17 protein-coding genes and 1 pseudogene are annotated in these 17,494 nt (G+C 63.0%); 5 read left to right on the top strand and 13 right to left on the bottom strand.

Annotation, left to right across the window (positions count from 1 at the left end):
- The first annotated feature begins 142 nt into the window (after window positions 1–142).
- The 3 genes from FJ964_RS27255 (at window position 143) to FJ964_RS27240 (ending at window position 2,795) form a co-directional block, all read left to right on the top strand.
- Window positions 143–457 (top strand): hypothetical protein, encoded by a 315-nt coding sequence (locus tag FJ964_RS27255; RefSeq protein ID WP_140553481.1) that lies wholly within the window; start codon window positions 143–145, stop codon window positions 455–457.
- Between the two features lie 464 nt (window positions 458–921).
- Window positions 922–2,217, top strand: coding sequence for an Nramp family divalent metal transporter (locus FJ964_RS27245; protein WP_140553479.1), 1,296 nt, complete (start codon window positions 922–924; stop codon window positions 2,215–2,217).
- 86 nt (window positions 2,218–2,303) lie between these two features.
- The gene (locus FJ964_RS27240) at window positions 2,304–2,795 is read left to right on the top strand and encodes a hypothetical protein (RefSeq protein WP_140553477.1); all 492 of its coding nucleotides are present in this window, start codon (window positions 2,304–2,306) and stop codon (window positions 2,793–2,795) included.
- Between the two features lie 63 nt (window positions 2,796–2,858).
- Here FJ964_RS27240 and FJ964_RS27235 read toward each other — a convergent pair whose 3' ends face one another.
- The gene (locus tag FJ964_RS27235) at window positions 2,859–4,970 is read right to left on the bottom strand and encodes a catalase (protein ID WP_140553475.1); all 2,112 of its coding nucleotides are present in this window, start codon (window positions 4,968–4,970) and stop codon (window positions 2,859–2,861) included.
- 304 nt (window positions 4,971–5,274) lie between these two features.
- On the opposite strand from FJ964_RS27235, the gene FJ964_RS27230 reads away from it, so the two are divergent.
- A complete protein-coding gene (locus FJ964_RS27230; protein WP_140553532.1) occupies window positions 5,275–5,838 on the top strand; it encodes a sigma-70 family RNA polymerase sigma factor in 564 nt (187 codons plus the stop codon).
- Here FJ964_RS27230 and FJ964_RS27225 read toward each other — a convergent pair whose 3' ends face one another.
- The 12 genes and pseudogenes from FJ964_RS27225 to FJ964_RS27170 form a co-directional block, all read right to left on the bottom strand.
- Entirely contained in the window at window positions 5,839–5,991 is a 153-nt protein-coding gene (locus FJ964_RS27225) for a hypothetical protein (RefSeq protein ID WP_181172636.1), read from the bottom strand.
- A gap of 185 nt (window positions 5,992–6,176) precedes the next feature.
- Window positions 6,177–6,395, bottom strand: a complete 219-nt coding sequence (locus FJ964_RS27220) for a hypothetical protein (protein ID WP_140553530.1) — start codon at window positions 6,393–6,395, stop codon at window positions 6,177–6,179.
- Between the two features lie 201 nt (window positions 6,396–6,596).
- Window positions 6,597–7,325 (bottom strand): annotated as a pseudogene (locus FJ964_RS27215) (class I SAM-dependent methyltransferase); the annotation flags it as partial.
- 70 nt (window positions 7,326–7,395) lie between these two features.
- Window positions 7,396–8,376 carry a GNAT family N-acetyltransferase gene (locus FJ964_RS27210; RefSeq protein ID WP_181172635.1) on the bottom strand — a complete coding sequence of 327 codons (981 nt, stop codon included), beginning with the start codon at window positions 8,374–8,376 and terminating at the stop codon, window positions 7,396–7,398.
- Window positions 8,377–8,384: 8 nt separating this feature from the next.
- Window positions 8,385–9,437, bottom strand: coding sequence for a glycosyltransferase (locus FJ964_RS27205; protein WP_246676226.1), 1,053 nt, complete (start codon window positions 9,435–9,437; stop codon window positions 8,385–8,387).
- An 8-nt stretch (window positions 9,438–9,445) separates the two neighbouring features.
- Entirely contained in the window at window positions 9,446–10,282 is an 837-nt protein-coding gene (locus FJ964_RS27200) for a PIG-L family deacetylase (protein ID WP_140553469.1), read from the bottom strand.
- 7 nt (window positions 10,283–10,289) lie between these two features.
- The gene (locus FJ964_RS27195; RefSeq protein ID WP_140553467.1) at window positions 10,290–11,216 is read right to left on the bottom strand and encodes a beta-xylosidase; all 927 of its coding nucleotides are present in this window, start codon (window positions 11,214–11,216) and stop codon (window positions 10,290–10,292) included.
- Complete coding sequence (locus FJ964_RS27190) at window positions 11,209–11,970, bottom strand: TIGR04290 family methyltransferase (RefSeq protein ID WP_140553466.1); 762 nt, start codon at window positions 11,968–11,970, stop codon at window positions 11,209–11,211. The genes FJ964_RS27195 and FJ964_RS27190 overlap by 8 nt, the downstream gene beginning before the upstream one ends.
- A gap of 2 nt (window positions 11,971–11,972) precedes the next feature.
- Complete coding sequence (locus tag FJ964_RS27185; protein WP_140553464.1) at window positions 11,973–12,776, bottom strand: sugar phosphate nucleotidyltransferase; 804 nt, start codon at window positions 12,774–12,776, stop codon at window positions 11,973–11,975.
- Complete coding sequence (locus FJ964_RS27180) at window positions 12,776–13,876, bottom strand: glycosyltransferase (RefSeq protein WP_140553462.1); 1,101 nt, start codon at window positions 13,874–13,876, stop codon at window positions 12,776–12,778. The genes FJ964_RS27185 and FJ964_RS27180 overlap by 1 nt, the downstream gene beginning before the upstream one ends.
- Window positions 13,877–13,890: 14 nt before the next feature.
- Entirely contained in the window at window positions 13,891–14,487 is a 597-nt protein-coding gene (locus FJ964_RS27175) for a histidine phosphatase family protein (protein ID WP_140553460.1), read from the bottom strand.
- Window positions 14,484–15,587, bottom strand: coding sequence for an inositol-3-phosphate synthase (locus FJ964_RS27170; RefSeq protein WP_140553458.1), 1,104 nt, complete (start codon window positions 15,585–15,587; stop codon window positions 14,484–14,486). The genes FJ964_RS27175 and FJ964_RS27170 overlap by 4 nt, the downstream gene beginning before the upstream one ends.
- Window positions 15,588–15,739: 152 nt before the next feature.
- On the opposite strand from FJ964_RS27170, the gene FJ964_RS27165 reads away from it, so the two are divergent.
- Window positions 15,740–17,494, top strand: coding sequence for a hypothetical protein (locus tag FJ964_RS27165; protein ID WP_140553457.1), 1,755 nt, complete (start codon window positions 15,740–15,742; stop codon window positions 17,492–17,494).

Raw genomic sequence — 17,494 nt, 5'->3', positions numbered from 1 at the left:
CATTTCTTCGTCATGCGATTGGCGCCGGGCCGATGCTTGCGCGCCGCGAGCGCAACCAAATGGCGGATAGGCCCGTTTCTCCAGGCAAAGGTGCGGGACGCACATCGGATGGGTCCGCGCCGCGAAAGCTTAGGAACTAGCCATGAGCAACACAGACAAAACGGCCGGCGGAAATCGAAGCGTCGCAGGCAAGGACGATCGCGTCCAGGACGCGACGCGCAACGACCGCCGAGGCAGGGAAGAGACGCGGCAGGAACAGGCCGCGGACGACAGCCATCCGGAAGAGGATCCGGCGGAGGGTTCTCGCGAAACGGTCGAGCACGAGTTGGACAGGCTGGACCGGTCGGGGCGCAGCGCCTCGCAATCCGCGGGCGAGGGCCAGGTGGAACGCGCGCGGGAGGAGCTGCGGAAACAGGTCAGCGAACAGACGCAATTGCCCGGACGAGGCTCGGCCTGACAGTACCTGTAGATCGCCCCGTGCCGGGCTCGCCGCCTTACGCTTGGGCAGATCCAGAGAGAGCCGCCACGAGCAGCGCGGCCCCGCCATGGATCGGGCCGGCGGGAACCCACATCACCGGGCAAGTTGCTGGTCCTCCAGCGGGCTGAGACCCCGCAAGCTCGAGCCGACGCCATTTTCCGGATACCAGAGCCTTGTCGAGACCACCAGCAACGAGCAGGCCGGTATGCAGCGAGGTGCATGATCGCGCTGCGTTCTCCTCGTCGGCCCCGTGCATATCCATGTCGATCAAAGCCGATATGCTCCAGCGGCATCAAGGGCCAATGCGGCCGCTGCGTTCCATCAGGCTTCCACAGGAACAAAAAGCCTGACCGGGGGTTCGAGCCTCAATCTCAGCAACGGCATCCGGTCGGAACAATCGACATGATTTTCTCCTGTGTGGCCTCGTTGGACACGCATCTCCAATGAGTGGATCAGCTGACAATGCCGACCAAAGTGAGAGGCAGCGGAAAAACGGCGGCATCACCCGGGCGCTCGGGCTTGGACTGATCACCGGGGCGGCCGACGACGACTGCTCGGCCATTGGCACCTATGCGAGTGCCGGAGCCCGGTTCGGGCCCGACCTTTTGTGGACGGCTCCCGTCACTCTCCCGATGATGTACATCGTCGTCTATCTCTCGTCCAAACTTGGCCAAGTCTCGGGCCGCGGTCTTTTCAAGGTCATTTCCGATTTCTATCCGCGTTGGCTGCTGTGGTCCGTGCTGGTGGGCGTGCTGATCGGCAACACGATCGAGGCAGCCGCCGATCTTGGCGCGATGTCGGCTGCTGTCGTGCTGTTCGTTCCGCTGCCTTCAAACTTGGTCGTCATTGTCGTTGCGATGATCATTTTTGCCTTGCAGGTGTTCGGATCCTACAAGCTGATCCGCAACATATTCCGATGGTTGGCGCTGGCCCTGCTTGCCTATGTGGTCTCCGCCGTGCTCGCCAAGCCGGACGTGATCTCTGTGCTGCGCGGCACCTTGCTGCCGAAAATCGAGTTCAGCCGCGAATACCTGTCCATCATCGTCGCCATCATCGGCACGACGCTCTCGGCATATCTCTACACCTGGCAGTCCAACCAGGAGGTGGAGGAGGAGATCGCCAAGGGCAGGACGAGCCTCGAAGAGCGCAAGGGAGCCACCGAAGGTGAACTCCGCCGGTCCCGGCGCGATATCCTGATCGGCATGACTTTTTCCAATCTGATCATGTATTTCATCATCCTTTCGACCGGATCGACGCTGTACGAGGCAGGGCAGACCCAGATCGAAACGGCAGCGCAGGCGGCCGAAGCGCTGCGGCCGCTTGCCGGCGACGCGGCCGGAATTCTCTTTGCGGCCGGGGTGATCGGCGTCGGCTTCCTGGCGGTGCCGGTCATGACGGCCGGCGCCGCTTTCGATTTCGCCCAAGCCATGGGATGGAAGAATGGCTTGAACGCCAAGCCCCGGCACGCGCCCAAATTCTACATCGCGACGGGAGTGATCACCCTGGTGGCGGTGGGTCTCAATTTCCTTGGCTTCAACCCGATGAAAGCCTTGGTCTGGTCCGGCATCGTGCAGGGTTTTTCGACGCCACCTCTGCTGCTTCTCATGCTCATCATGACCAACAATCGCAAGATCATGGGCGACAAGGTCAACAGCAGGGCCACCAACATTCTGGGCGGCGTGACGACCATAGCGGTCTTTGCGGCGTCCGCGGGATTGGTGGCGACCTGGTTCATGTAGTCCGCCGGCGCGGAAAGGACGTTCAGGCGCAGTGGAACATCCACGGTCAACTCTCGTTGAAATGCGTGTGAGAGAAAGGGCTGTCCATGTCAAAGCTCCAAGCCGCCACTCAAGAGCATTTAGAGCAACTGAGACTCGAGGCTTCGGCTCGTTTCGCCCCGATGATGCTGCATGAGGCATTGTTGCGTCTTTCCCGGGCCTGCGGGGATGATAGCCTTGCCCGGTTCGAGAAAGCTATGGTCGATCAGATCGAGGCGACCAAGGACGATCGGGCTGATTTCGAGGCGATCAAGGAATTCGCGATCGAACAGCTTTATGGCTGGATCAGGGACGCGAACGAGTCGCCAAAGAAGAAACAACCGCTGGAAAAGATAGGCGATCGCAGAACGTCCGGCCGCTCTGAAGAGTCGCAAACCCTGGAGGATCAGCTGCAGGCGGGTCTGGAAGATTCCTTTCCGGCAAGCGACCCGCCCGCGGTGGTGTCCACCGCCATTCCGGGCGGAGCCAAGAAGCTGGTCGGAACCGACGAGGTGCTGAGAAAGCAGCGGGAAAAGGCCAAGGAGCAAGACCGCCCATAGCCTTCCTCCGGCTGGAATCCGGACCGCCGCTCACGGACAGGGGAATCCGCGCGGCGCCGATCGTCACAGCTTGACGGCCGCTTCCCGGGCCCACAGCCGCAGCTTGCGGCAAGCCTGCACGAATGCCTTGGCGGAGGCTGCGGAGTCCAGGCGCGTCAATCCCTCATCGGCATCGGCAGCGACGCCTGCCTTGGCCAGCAGCGGCTCGGCTCCCGGTGTGAAGCCGATGAACTTGCAATGTGCGAAGGCATCCGACACGAAGTCCTTCGCGGCTGCCTCCTTCACCAGCAACTCGGCGCCCGGCTCGGACAGGAGCAGTACCACCGCGTCGAACAGGACCGATGGACCGCCGTCGATCATGTGCCTGGCTTCGATGTGGGTGCCGTCGGCGGCCTCGACGCCGCCCACCTTGGGTGCGATCACCTCCATGACCGCGCCTTCCGTTTCGATGGCCGAGCGGAGTTGTTCGAAAAGGGCCGCGTCGACCCCGTCGCTCAGCAACACGCCGACCTTGCGGCCTTTGAAACTGTCGGGGCCGTTCTCGATGATGCTGAGAGCCGGAGACGGCGGCAGGTCGTCGCGCGGCGGGACGGCGGCCTCGGCGGGGTCGGGCATGTTTCGAATACCTAGCCTGTCGGCGACTTGAGTCGCCAGCGTTTCGTCTATGTTCAGCAGATGCGCCACCATGCGTTCGCGGATCGTCGGTGCCTGCACCTTGCTCAATTCGAACGTCAGCGCCATGGCGATATGGCGTTGCTCCGGCGGTGTCTGGCTGTTGAAGAATTGCCGCGCCTGGCTGTAGTGGTCCGCGAAGCTCTCAGCCCGCAGACGCACCTTCTGACCTTCTTCTCCGTCGGCGAAAGAGCGGAAGCCGCGTTGCGGATCCTCGCGAGGCCCCGATCCCCACGAATTCGGCTCATAGTTGGCGCGGCCGACCGGATTGTGCATGGCCATGTGCCCGTCCTGCTGAAAATGCGCGAAGGGGCACTTCGGAGCGTTGATCGGGATATGGGTGAAGTTCGGGCTGCCCAGCCGCTTCAACTGGGTGTCGAGATAGGAGAAGTTGCGGCCCTGCAGAAGCGGGTCGTTGGAGAAGTCGATCCCGGGCGGCACGTTCTGGGTCATGAATGCGACCTGCTCGGTCTCGGCGAAGAAATTGTCCGGCATGCGGTCGAGCACCAGCCGCCCGACCGGGATTGGCTCGATGATCTCTTCAGGGATGATCTTCGTGGCGTCCAAGATGTCGAAGTCGAAGCTGTCGGCAAAATCCTGGTCGAACAATTGCACCGTCAGCTCCCATTCCGGGAAGTTTCCTGATTGGATTGCTTCCCACAGGTCGCGGCGGTGGAAGTCGGGATCGGCACCATTGATCTTGACCGCTTCGTTCCAGATCACCGACTGCATGCCGAGTTTCGGCTTCCAGATGAACTTGACGAATGTGGATTCATCGTCGGCATTGACGAGGCGGAACGTATGGACGCCAAAGCCTTGCATGAAACGGAAGGAGCGCGGTATCGCTCGATCCGACATGATCCACATGACCATGTGCATCGATTCCGGCATCAGGCTGATGAAATCCCAGAAATTGTCATGTGCGGTCTGGGCCTGCGGGAAAGCCCGGTCGGGCTCCTGCTTGGCGGCATGGACGAGGTCCGGAAATTTGATGGCGTCCTGGATGAAGAAGACGGGAATGTTGTTGCCGACGAGGTCCCAATTGCCTTCCTTGGTGTAGAGCTTGACGGCAAAGCCGCGTACGTCTCGGGCGAGATCGAACGAGCCCTTGTTGCCGGCAACGGTCGAGAACCGCACGAAGGCTGGCGTCTTTTCGCCGGCGCGCTGGAAAATGTCTGCGCGCGTGTATTTGGCCAGCGATTCATAGGTCTCGAAATAGCCGTGAGCGCCGTAACCGCGGGCATGCACCACCCTTTCCGGGATGCGTTCGTGATCGAAGTGGAAGATCTTGTCGCGAAAGTGGGAGTCCTCGATCAAAGACGGTCCGCGCTCGCCGATCCGCAATGTGTTCTGGTCGTCGGAGACAGGAGTTCCCAGGGAGGTCGTAAGAGCCGGCGTTTCGGCTCCCGCGATCTGGTGCAATTCGCCGCCATTTCCTCGCGCGGCATTCTGATCGTGCACGCTCGCCGATTTGGGAGCTGAACGGTGTGCGGATTTGGCCATGAATTTTTCCTCGATTGACGCCCGCGGGCTGACTTGGCTCAAGGCGCCGAACTGCTGGCGCATGGCTTTGTTCCCGCACAAACGGCGCGCCGCCTCTACCCGAAGCCAGCGCGGACACGCCGGTGCACGCGCGCCAGGGGGGCGCAGGCGCGGCAGGATCGTTCGGCCGGTATCCTGGCAGTGCAGAATTTTCTGGAGAGTTGTCTTCAACGCCCGGAACGATACAAACGTCCATGCATTTAGCTGGGGTCTGCATTCATACTTCTTTCTGGGAGCTGGACCATTGTCAGGCGAAGGCTATGTTTTGGCCGACCAGGAAACCCATGAAGTTTCCATCGTTGACCTGATACCCGCGCTGCGGGCTTTCGCGCGCACCTTCTGCCGCATCCCCGACGATGCCGACGATCTGGTGCAGGAGACGCTGACGAAGGGGCTCGCCAACATCGACAAGTTCGAACCCGGCACGCGCATGAAGTCGTGGCTCTTCACCATCATGCGCAACACCTACTACACTCGCATCAAGGTCGCTGCCAGGGAAGCGCCTGGCCTGCTCGACTGCGCGTCCTCAAGGCCGATTTCGGAAGCCACCCAGGAATGGACAGTTCAGAGCAAGGAAGTTCACGGCGCCATCCAGAGGCTCCCTGAGCACCAACGCGAGGTGCTGATGCTGATCGGCGTTCTTGGTGTCAGCTATGAGGAAACGGCCGAGATATGTGGCTGTGCGGTGGGGACGGTCAAAAGCCGGCTCAATCGTGCCCGCGCCGCCGTCCTTGAGTTCCTGGGGGAGAGTTCGCTGCAGACGCTGGTGGAAAGACGAAATCATCTGTCGAACGGACAGTTCGATATCGATGCCGACAGCCGCAGATAGTCAGTTCTTTACGTCGCGCCGGCGTTTCGCGACGAGCGCGTTTTGCAGTTCGATCGCCAGTCTGGTCAGGCGATCGGGAACCTTTTCCTGTTCGATGGCGATCAGCAGAGAGGCAATCTCCTGATCCATCGCCATGCCTGCGCGCGGGTCCATGGTATCATCGCTCGAACGGGACATCGTATTCTCTGGATGGATGGCAGTCCTTCATCCTACTGTGATGACAAGCGCCGGGCATTACAAGCAGATGGCCGGCGCAGAGACCGTTGCCAGGTAGCCCTTGCACAGTTTTTTTCTTCTATTCTCGATTGCCGAGAGTCGCGGATGCAGCGCGGCGCCTTTCAGTCCTTCGGCAATCGATTTGCGGCGTGATCCTGATATTGATCGGACTTGATCTGATTGCCATCCAGGCCGCGTTCCTCGCTGTGCTGCTTCTTGTCTCTGTTCGACAAAACCGCGTTTTCTTCGATCTTGTCCTTGGCCAGTTCGGTCATTGCTCCGGAGCCGGCACCTTTGCCGTGGCTGCCGCTGCCGACATGTTTCTTGCTGCCGGATGCCATGCTGTCCTCCATTGAATTGGCGGCGCTCTTCAGCGTCTCTGTGTTCGAGCCCCGAACTGGCATTGGCTGGTAATGTTCCGTCACGCCGGCAAGCAGGAAGGCGTCGCCGTCCCACAGCCGAAACGGCTTTTCGCCATCGACGGCGATCCGCAATCCGTGACGTTGCGCCAGGCGATGGATATCGGCGCGGTCCAAAAACAGTGATTCGCGATATGAGTAATTCAGCAAGGCAAGCCTGCCCGGTCTTTTGAGGACGCGCGCGATTTCGCCGAAATGCCGCTCCGCCACGCCCGCCAGCACCAGATAGGGGAAACTGTCGACCGCCAGAACGCAGTCGAAACTCGCGTCGCCGAACTCCGCCAGATCGAGGCCCGAGGTCCGCCGCAACTCTACATTGCCAAGTCCTGCGCATTGCTCACGGGCGATGGAGATCATCCTCGACGATATGTCTATGCCGACGACCCGGCCAGAGGATGCCGACAGGGCGCGCTCGAAACGCCCGATGCCGCAACCGATGTCCAGAATCTTTCGTCCAGCTCCGGTAAAGTCATGCGCTTCCAGCCATGCGACGATTTCATCGGTCGTGGCTGCCAGCCTCTCCTCATCGCCGAGAGAAGCCAGTTGGACACTCGCCACCCGGGAAATTGCTGCGGCGGCGTCGAAGCCCGAGGCCAGCCGCGTGACGACGTCGGCATCCGTCTCGTCGTCGTCGCGTTCGTGACGAACGGCAGAACCTGTTTTCTGCAACGTGGCAAAGACCTCCGATCCGCGGCGAAGCAGCCCGGCTATCTGCCGCAGCCTTTCCCTGTCTCGGGAATCGGCCGGATCGATCTCCGCCACGATCTCCGCCAATTCGGCTGCCCCGATGCCTGCGTGCAGATGCAGCGCCAGCCTGGCGATCACGGCCTCGGCACTGACAGCGTCCGCCATGCAGTCCTCGACCGCCAGCCTGACCGCTATCCGGCGGCGTACGGATGTCGGTCCTATCGAACCCATCGTGTCATTTCCGCGTCCAAATCCTTCGCATCGTCCACCTGTCGCCGGCGCCCCAGCCATATTTGTAAGGCTCCTGGCCGCGCAGGAAGTCGAATTCGCGCGCACCTTCGCGGATCGATTCGGCGATAGCGTGGCCGACCAGGATCGCGCCTGGGCTCTCCTCGGCATAGGCAGGATGGAAGCCGCCAAGATAGGCATAGGCACGGCCGCGATGGTGAAATCCGTAATAGGCGCCGATTGGCTTGCCGTCGATGGCGAGCAACCAGCACCGGGTCAGATCGCGGGCGTCGAGCAGGGGAAGTGAGCGCCTGTGGAATCGCTCCACCGCCGGGTCGGCCAGCACGCCGCCTCCGTTTCCAGCCCAGCGCGCGCCGTGCAGGCCTATCAGGTGATCGAGGAACAGCTGAGGATCATCCCTTGCCGACGACAACTCGACCCGGCCGCGTCTAAATGCGGCGCGCCGCGCCCGGCGCAACTGGCGTCTGCGCCGGGCGGGGACGCAGCCCGCCAGCGTTTCATCGCCGTCAGTGGTGAGCACGGGACAAACGGCGTGGCCGACAGGTCCATCGGCCGTCAAGTTGGGATGTTCGATCGCTAGGCCGGCACTGCCCTGCGGCAGGTCCGGCAGAATCCACTGCGACCACTCGATCGAAAGTATCTTCTCGGCAAGGGCAGCGCCGACCTTGGCCTCCCTGCCGGGAACACACAGCACATCCAGATAGTCGCTGAGCGAAATGCCGATCGGAAGCAGTTTCGAACCTGCCGTCCCATGTTCGAGGTAGAGCGGCGCCAGGCCCACCAGATCGTCGCCGCTCCAGATGGCGACCGTCGCCAGTTCCCCGGGGGCGAATGTGCGCCACCACGGCACCAGCCAGGCTGGAGATTGAAAGGGTGTCGCCGACGAACTTTGCTCCCACAGCTTCCACCAGTGCGGCGCCAGCGCATGCAATCGCTCTGGATCGCCGATGATCTCGCTGCGTAGCATCGGCTCGTTCACTGCGCCGCGGCGAGGCGCCTGCGGTCGGCGCCGAGCCGGGCCAGCGCCAGATAGACGCTCATGTAGGAGGAGACCATGCGCTCAAGCGAAAACCGCCGGCGCGCCTCGCTCCGGCACGTCTCGGCATCGAGGCTGGGTGCCGCGGCAATTGCTTGCGCCATCTCGTCGACATTGTTGACGACAAAGCCGGTCTTGCCGTGCTCGACCACATCCGGAAGCGCACCGTTTGGAAAGGCGATCACCGGCGTGCCGCAGGCGAGTGCTTCCATCGCGACCAGAGAGCTGGTCTCGGCGGCAAGGCTCGGAACGACCAGGCAGCGTGCTGCATTGAGCACGCGCCGCTTGGCGCTAAAGCCGAGCGGACCGAGGAAGCGGCGCCGGCCGTCCAGGCGAGGTTCGACTTCATCGCGAAAGTATTGGATATGCGTCTCGTACGGATAGACCCGCCCGCCAATGACCAGCGGCGCATCAGCCCGCTTGGCGGCATCCAATGCCAGGTGTATGCCCTTTTCCGGGCAGATGCGGCTGAGCACGAGGGCGAAGTCGCGCCTGGTCCGCGGCTGGGTGAGCGCGTCGATGTCGACGCCGTTCGCGATCGGGGCAATCAAGCTTGCGTCCGGCGGCGCGGTTCGCTGCTGGGCCGACGACACCGCGTGAAGCCAGAGGTCGTCGCGCACCGGGCGCAGCACCCCGGCCGGGTACCAGTCGAGCGGCAGGTGAAGGGTCACCAGGGTCGGGCCGTCGGCAGGCAGGTAGGCGTCGAAGTCGATGCCATGCAGGTGAACCACGTCGATTGCCCATTGGGCGCGGGCGGCGGCGATCGCGGCGCGATGCGACTGCTGCGCCCGGTCCTTTGCCGCCTGGTCGAGCACGCCGGCTTCGACGGGCGTTTCCACCAGAATGCCGCTCGCACTGGAGCCCTGGCAGCCAATGACGATGGATCGATGGCCGGCGTGGGTCAGGGCCTGATCGAGCATTGACAGCACTTGCTCGGCGCCGCCAACGGCGTTCGGTCCCACCTGCGCGAGAGGATAGGCAACATTGAGCACTGTGAGCGTCATGGCTGGTCGAGCCGGAGCGCCTCGTGAGCACGGGCGCTTGCATGCAGCCAGGTGCCGGGCTCGAAACCCAGCGGCAGCGATTCGTAGTAGAGCCTGCCCTCGTTGGGCAGCCTCAGGAAATCATAGGTCGGCGCCAGCCGGAAACGCTCGGTCCGGGTCGAGAACGGCGCCAGCGTTCGCTGCTGCGTCAAATGGCTGGCCAGCATGCGCTGCTTTTGCTGGAAGGCTGCTTCGGTCAGGCAGACCTCTATGCAATCACTGCCGGTGCCGCTGGCGAAATCCTGAAATACCGGGCCGTCCGGGCCAGCCGAATAAAAGGCCATTTCGATGATGGTGGGCACGGGCCGGCGGTCACGGCGCAGAAGATGGCAGGCCGCGTGAACGGCGAAAGCGGTCGCGTCGTGGTCGGGATGGCCTCCCTCGAAAGGATGTGTGCAGACGAAGCGGATGCCGGGTTCGCAAACAAGGCAGGCGAGTTCCTGCGCGAGCGCCACCAGATTCGCCGCAGCCTCCTTGTCGGGATAGCCAAGGGCGGTCAGGCCCGATGGCGATAGCCCGGCCGCGGCCAAGGCTCCCGTCAGTTCCGCACGGCGGGCATCGGCATAGTCCTGCCAGGTCTCGAAACCATGCGCCTGCGCGTCGGCAAGATCGCGTGGTGCTCCGTCCGTGACATGGACGATGCGGCATGACCGCAGTCCGGCAAGATGTCCGCCGATGCCGATCGTCTCGTCGTCCGGATGTGCGACGACGACCATGATGGCGGAGCCGTGTGCCGTATCACTGCCCGTCAACAGGGCCGCGAATTCGCCCAGGGTTGCCGACTGTTGATGCATGGGAGCCTCACGCTGCCGAGGCCCGCCGCGTCGACGGGGAAGCCACGGCGGGCGCGTAGCGGCGGATCATGGCTGCACAGAATTCGGCGAATTCCTCCGGTACCAGCGGCGGGCTGGTATGGTGAGGCATCATCCCGCGATGCTCCGGCGTGAAGCAGAAGGTGACGGTCACGTCGAAATCGGCGAGCGCTTCCATCTGCCGGTCGAACCAGTCCAATGCATTCGGCCTGAAGCTGTCGGCCCAGGAAAGTCCGGTCCGCATATTGGTGACCCCGAGCCGCTTCATCCAGGCGACGGCGTCATCCAGCCGCGGATCCTCGAAATGAAACCACTGCACCAGCCCCATCTCGGGCGTATGGCGCAGGAATTCCTCCAGTGCCGGTTTTGGCGTGCCGTCCTGGCGCAGCAGCCCCATATGGAAATGACGATAGTAGGAGGAGCCTTCCGCTTCGCGATGGCGCGTCGTTGCTTCCCATTCGCGCGGGAGATCATAAAGGCTGTACCACTGGATGCGCGGAGCGTTGCCGAGCAGCAGCTCAGCGGTGCGCCTGAGGCCCCAGACCTGGATCTCGTCAGCGCCGAAGGTCGATACGCCCACCTCGCTGACCCAGATCGGGAGATCGGTGACGGCCGCGATCTCACCGATCTTCTGCGGCCATTCCTGGATCTGCCACAGGTTCCAGTCGAGCGGGAAGCCATGCACCGCGACGGCGTCGACATGGTCCAGCAATCCGAATTCTTTCATGCGCGTTATGAAACCGGGGTCGATCGGCGAGATGCCGCCGAGTACCTTGGTCAAGGCCGGGTTCTCGGACGCGATCGCATCTGCCGACAACATTGCCATGGCGGCGAAGCGGCTCCAATCGGGGTCGAGCTCGGGGTCCCAGTGCGATTTGTTGTTGGGCTCGTTCCAGATCATCGCGGCTTCAATCATGGAGCTGTCCTTTCGATGGGTAGACGGCGCCGCCGCCGGCCGGATCGCCGGCGGGACGGCAGAAATAGACCTCCTGCTCGGGATGAAGAAAGATCTCGAAACCGGCGCTGCGCAGCATCGCTTCAGTGCAGGCGCGGTTGGGGATCCACCAATTGGTCGGATCGTCGGCGTAGCGATGTTCGATGAAATGAAGTTTCGGAAAATCCGGCTCGTCGAACAGGTCGTGCGTCCAGAAGTGATAGTCCTGCTCCAGCGTGGGCAGATCCTTGCTGCCGCGCTGCATCGATTGAAAAATCATCAGCTCACCCGCGACATGCTCGCGGATCAGGTCGAGCGCGAGCAGGGGGTGGCGCAGGTGGTAGAGCACACCCATGAAAAGCACGATGTCGAACGTCTCGCGCAGGGCACCGACGTCGTAGACTGAAAGCTTCTGGAACTCGATGTCGCAGTCCGCGATCTCGGCGGCAAAGCGCGCCTGCGCCAGGTAGGCCTCGTCGAAATCGATGCCGAGGACACGACCGGCGCCGCGCCGTTTCATTTCGATGGAGTAGAAACCGGCATTGCAGCCGATATCGAGCACGGACTTGCCGGCCAGGTCGGCTGGAATGGCATCGGCGAACTTGCGCCACTTGACCAGCGGGTAATTGCCGAGAAAGTGGTCGGGGGCCGTTTCGACGCCGGCCAGTTCCATGTTGTGGAACCATGGGCCGAGGGCATCGATACGGCGTCGGATTTCAGCATGGGAATGCAGCATGGCTAGGCTCCTTCGCCCGGAACGGCAGGCACATGCGAATGTGCCTTGGACGCAATCATGGTGGGCCGGCGCATTTTGGACGCAGCATCTTCGTCGAGCAGCCGAAGGGCCGCGCGATAACCGTTGAAGGTACCGACGTCGACATAGGCGGCCCCTGCCTTGACACCATAGGCCTGACCGCCCGCTGCCAGATGGGCGTTGATCAACGTGCCGATATATTCGTCATGGCAATCCCGCTCGCGCCAGAGTGCCGCTAGCCGGTGCAGGACATGGCCCGGCATCTTGAAGGCGCCCCATATCCAGTTCGTGGCGGCGTCCTCTCGCTTGACCTGGATTTCCCGCACCCGGCCTCCCTCTTCGAGAACCACGGCATCGAAGAATTCCGGCCGCTCCACCGGGAAGAGCAGGAATGACAGCTGGTCGTCCGGCAGACGGCAGAAGCCGTCCTCGGGAAACCAGATCGTGTCGGGAAGGCCGATCAACACCGTCTCGTCCGGTGCGACGAGGGGTGCCGCCCGGAAGATCGCGTCGCAAAGGCCGACAGGGGTGGGCTGTACCACGAACAGAGCGGTCGCCGCGCCGTAGCCCGCGGCATAATATTCGAGGATATCGGATTTGCCCGATCCGATGATGAAACAGATCTTGTCGACGCCGGCGCGCACCATCCGCCGCACCAGATATTCGCTTACGGCGCAGGGGCGCTCGGTCTGTCCATCGATCCGGCTCCCGACCGGCAGCAGTTCCTTCGAGAAGCCGAGCGGTTGAATGCGGCTGCCGCGTCCGGCAGCGGGCACGATGCCCAACATCAGACTGCTTCCTTCATCGGTTCGCCGGCCGACCTTTGCAAGGCTTCGTTCAGGATGCGATCCAGCTCCGCCGCGCGCCGTGCGGATGTGTGTTCATCCAGTACCCGTTCACGCGCACGGCTTCGGATGGCATCGAGCTCGTGCGCTGGCAGTTTGAGCGCTGCGACCACGTCGTCCGTGTCGTGCGCCAGCAGAATCTCGCTGCCGGGGTCGAAGAAGCTGCTGAGGCCGGGCCAGGTGTCGGTGATGATCGGTACGCCGCATGCCGCCGCTTCGAACAGCCGGCCCGAAGGGCACCAACCCTTCTGCGCCATCGCCTCGCGCGTCACATTCAGCGTCAGGCGGGCCGATGAGAAGAAGGCCGGATGGTCGGCCGGCGGAAGATGCCTGACGAAGAAGATGTTGTCGCTCCACGGGAATTCCTGCGGATATTGCGCGCCGCCGATGATGAAGCGGTGGTCAGGCAGGCGCGCGGCCGGACGCACCAACAGTTTTTCGACGCCGGCCTGGCGATCCGCCGCGTAGGTGCCGAGATAGGACAGATCGCCGGCAAATTCGGCCCTTGGTACTGCCGGCCGGTGCTGGTCGGGATCGACATGGCCATAGAGCGGCACCACGTGGCGTGCACCGAGGACCGTCTTGAGCGCGTCGATCGCCGAGCCGCCCGTGTAACTCAGGACGAGATCGAAATCGGCAAGTCCCTCGGGCCCGAAATAGGGTGGGCGTTCACCTTGATCGACGCGCGCCAGCGTGACCGGAGTGTCCAAGTCGTAAAAAACGCGCAGCCCGCGGCATGCCTGCTGCGCCAGGCGCGAAGCGTCCACGGCGTCGGGGCAGTAGGAGGTAATGATGACGACGTCCGATTGCTTGATCGTCTGCTCCGCGACCCTTCGGATATCTTCCCAGTCCGGGTAGAGCACGATGTTGCCGCCGTCCAACTGATCGAGGTCCCTCGTACCGGCATAGTAAGGGGTGTCGCGCTCGAAAAAGGTGATGGACCAGCCGTGCCGGGCCAGCGCACGGATCAGCCCGCGCCACAAGGTGGCGTGGCCGTTTCCCCATGAGGACGTGACGGTGAGACCGAAAATGACCATCTGCATCCGGCATGTCCTCGTCAGGCAAGTTCGTTCAGGCGGATGAGCTTTGCTCCCCAGTCTCCAGACACGATCGTCGTGATGGAGGCGGGGTCGATATCGAAGCGAAAGCTGTTGCCGACGGGCAGGCCGAGCACATTGCAGATGGCTGCCTTGATCACGTCGGCATGGCTGATCAGCGCGACGCATTGGTTCTGATGCCGCTCTCGAGCCTTGTCCATGAGCGAGACGATACGCTGTTGAACGTCCAGCATGGTTTCGCCGCTTGGGGTGCTTGCTTCCTGCCGCCGACTGTTCCACGCCTGCCAGCCGGCATCGCCGTTCAACTCCTCGAACGTCTTTCCCGACCAGATGCCGAAGTCGATCTCGTCGAGTTCGGCGCAGATCGCGATTTCGCCGACATTACAGGCAGTCGCGATCGGCTTGGCGGTTTCCTGCGTGCGCTCGCGTGGGCTGCACCAGATAGCGGCAATCGGCTCGCGGCCCATGCGGCGGCCAAGATGCGCCGCCTGAGCCCTGCCGGATTCGCCAAGGCGAACTCCGCCCATCCGCCCGGCCAGATAGGAGCCGACATTGTCGTGTGCCGCGTGCCGGATCAGGAAGAAGGTCGTCGTCATTCCGCGGCATCGAGCATGGGCTCGTCCCTGCCGGTGATGAACGCGAGCGTGCGCTGCCGAGCTTCGGCATCGGTGAACTGCTCAGGCGGAGACTTCATGAAATAGCTGCACGGACCGGTCAGCGCGCCGGCGATGCCGCGGTCAAGCGCCAGCTTGGCGCAGCGCACGGCGTCGATGACCACGCCGGCCGAGTTGGGCGAATCCCAGACTTCCAGCTTGAGTTCAGCGTTGAGCGGCACTCCACCGAAGGTCGTGCCTTCAACCCGGATGTAGGCCCATTTGCGATCGGTGAGCCATGGCACATGGTCACTGGGGCCGACATGAATGTTGCCCGGCTCCAGGGGAACATCGAACTGGCTGGTCACGGATTGCGTCTTCGAGATCTTCTTCGATTCCAGCCGCTCGCGTTCCAGCATGTTGAGGAAATCGGTGTTGCCGCCGAAGTTCAACTGATAAGTGCGGTCGATGCGGACGCCGCGCTCGCGGAAGAGATTGGCCAGCAACCGATGCACGATGGTCGCGCCGACCTGGCTCTTGATGTCGTCGCCGACCAGCGGCAGCCCGCGTTCCTCGAAACGCAGGCGCCATTCGGGCCGTGATGCGATGAAAACCGGTATGCAGTTGACGAAGGCGCAGCCGGCCTCGAGGGCGCATTCGGCATAGAAGCGCGTCGCTTCCTCCGACCCCACCGGCAGGTACGAGACCAGCACATCGGCGCCGCTGTCCCGCAGGATTTCGCTGACATTGGCAACCGGCTCCGGCGCTTCCTCGATTTCCGTGCGCAGATATTTGCCGATGCCGTCCAACGTGGGGCCACGCTCGACGCGAACCCCGGTTGCAACCGCATCGGCAAAACGGAACGTGTTGTTCGGGGCGCTGTAGATCGCTTCGGCCACGTCGCGCCCGACCTTGCCCTTGGCGACGTCGAACGCACAGACGACCTCGACATCCTCGACGTGGTAGCCGCCGAGATCGGCATGCATCAGCCCGGGGATCGGCTCGTTGCCTTTTGCGTCTCGGTAATAGGAAAGGCCTTGCACCAGGGAGGATGCGCAATTGCCTACGCCGACGATACCGACACGAACTTTCTTCGATCCCACGAAACTGCCGTCCTGTGCTGTCCAAGGTAAGTTCCTGGGGCCGAACCGCCAGTTTGCCGGAATGTTCCTTGGCATGTGGAAAAATTGCGCGCGGCAGGATGGATCGAAGCCGCGTATGCCGCGTTGGCGCACGGCAAGCTTGGAATCGATCGATGATCGTCTACGGCGACCACAAACGAACGGAAGACGCGCGGCAGCTTCGCGAGGCTGCAATCGAAATGGCCGGAAGCCTCGCTTGCAGGCCCTGTGGCATCCAACGCCACGCTGCCTTGGTAGGGCTGTTCGTCAAGGTCTCGGAACTGGTCCAGGCGCTGGCCGATATCGAGTTCGAGGCCTGCGGCGGGGACACCCCTTCGCCGCGGCAACGGCAAGGCGCCAAGCTGCTGGTCGGCCTTGCGGCGGAAGTGGCGAGGTCCTGGCAAAGCGGCTTCGCGGTAAGCGGCGCCGTCGATCCCGTGCTGAGGCAAATGCTGGCAGCGCTCGACTGCCGGGGCAAGGTTCTTACCGGCACGGCCGAGGGATACGCCCATTATGCGCTTTATCCGGAAAGCTATCTCGGCGCGGCGCGGGCATCAGGCCTCGAGGGGAACACATGCGTCATCGGCATCCGCAGCATCGGCCTCGGGCTTGCCGCCCTGGTCGCCGCGGCGATCGACGCGCCGGCACCCATCAGCGTGCGCCCGATCGGCCATCCTTTCCGCAGGCATGTCAACGCCGATCCGGAACTGATCGGCGCCTGGAGGGACAAGCCGTCGGCTTGCTTCGCTGTTGTCGACGAGGGCCCCGGCCTGTCGGGCAGTTCGATGCACGCCGTCGTCGCATGGTTGCGGCGGCTGGGCATCGATAGGAACCGCATCCACCTGTTCCCCAGCCATTCCGGCGGGCCGGGTGCCGAAGCCTCTGAGGAGGTTCGTGAGACATGGTCGGGTTGCCGCAAACATGTGGCGATAGCCTTCGAAAGCACCTTCCCGAGCGGCGCGCAAATCCCGACGCTGCGCGATTGGGTGGCGGAGGCGGCCGGCAGCCCGCAATTGGCCTTGACCGAAATATCCGCTGGAGGGTGGCGACATCTCCACTACACCGAGGAGAGGCTCTGGCCGCCTAGTCAACCCGGCTTCGAGCGGCGAAAGTTCCTGGCGTTTGCGGGCCGCGATCGATGGCTCGTCAAATTCGCCGGCCTCGGTGAAGCAGGGCAGCGCAAGATGCGAGCCGCCAAGATGCTGCACGAAGCCGGTTTCGCACCGCAAGTTGCCGGGCTTTGCCACGGCTTTCTGGTTGAACGGTGGGTCGACGGCAAGACAATGGATCAGGCAAGCCTATCGAAAGACAGACTTGTCGCGGGGCTCGCACGCTATCTCGCCTGGCGTGCGGCCAATCTGGGAACTCCGGAGCCCGGTGCTCCATTGCCGGAACTCGTTGACATGGCCGTCCACAATGGCGCCGAAGCCCTTGGCGAGCAGTGCGCGGCGGAACTGCGGAACTGGTTCTCGAAGCAAGGCCCTGCGCAAGCGCTGCCACGGGTCGAGATCGACGGAAGGCTTCACCCGTGGGAGTTTCTCGTTTGTGCCGACGGGACGTTGATCAAGACGGATGCCGTCGATCACTGCCGGGGACATGATTTGATCGGCTGCCAGCCCATAGAATGGGACATTGCGGGCGCTCGCGTCGAGTATGGATTTTCCGACAGCGCGCTAGCGACGTTGGTCCACCGCATGGAAGCCGGGGAGCGGCTCAATATCGATACCGGCCTCATTGACTATCTCGAACCTTGCTACCTGGCGTTTCAACTGGGCCTTTGGAACGTTGCTGCCCGATCCGAGCATGGCCCGGAGAAGCCAAGGCTGGTAGCTGCGGCAACGCGGTACAAGAATGGGCTGCTACGCTTCCTGGAGAGGTCCGGGCCGTGA

It is taken from the genome of Mesorhizobium sp. B2-3-2 (genome assembly GCF_006442295.1).
Classification (GTDB): domain Bacteria; phylum Pseudomonadota; class Alphaproteobacteria; order Rhizobiales; family Rhizobiaceae; genus Mesorhizobium.
Note: the sequence above shows the minus strand (reverse complement) of the source record. Positions and strands in the feature narration are given on the sequence as shown.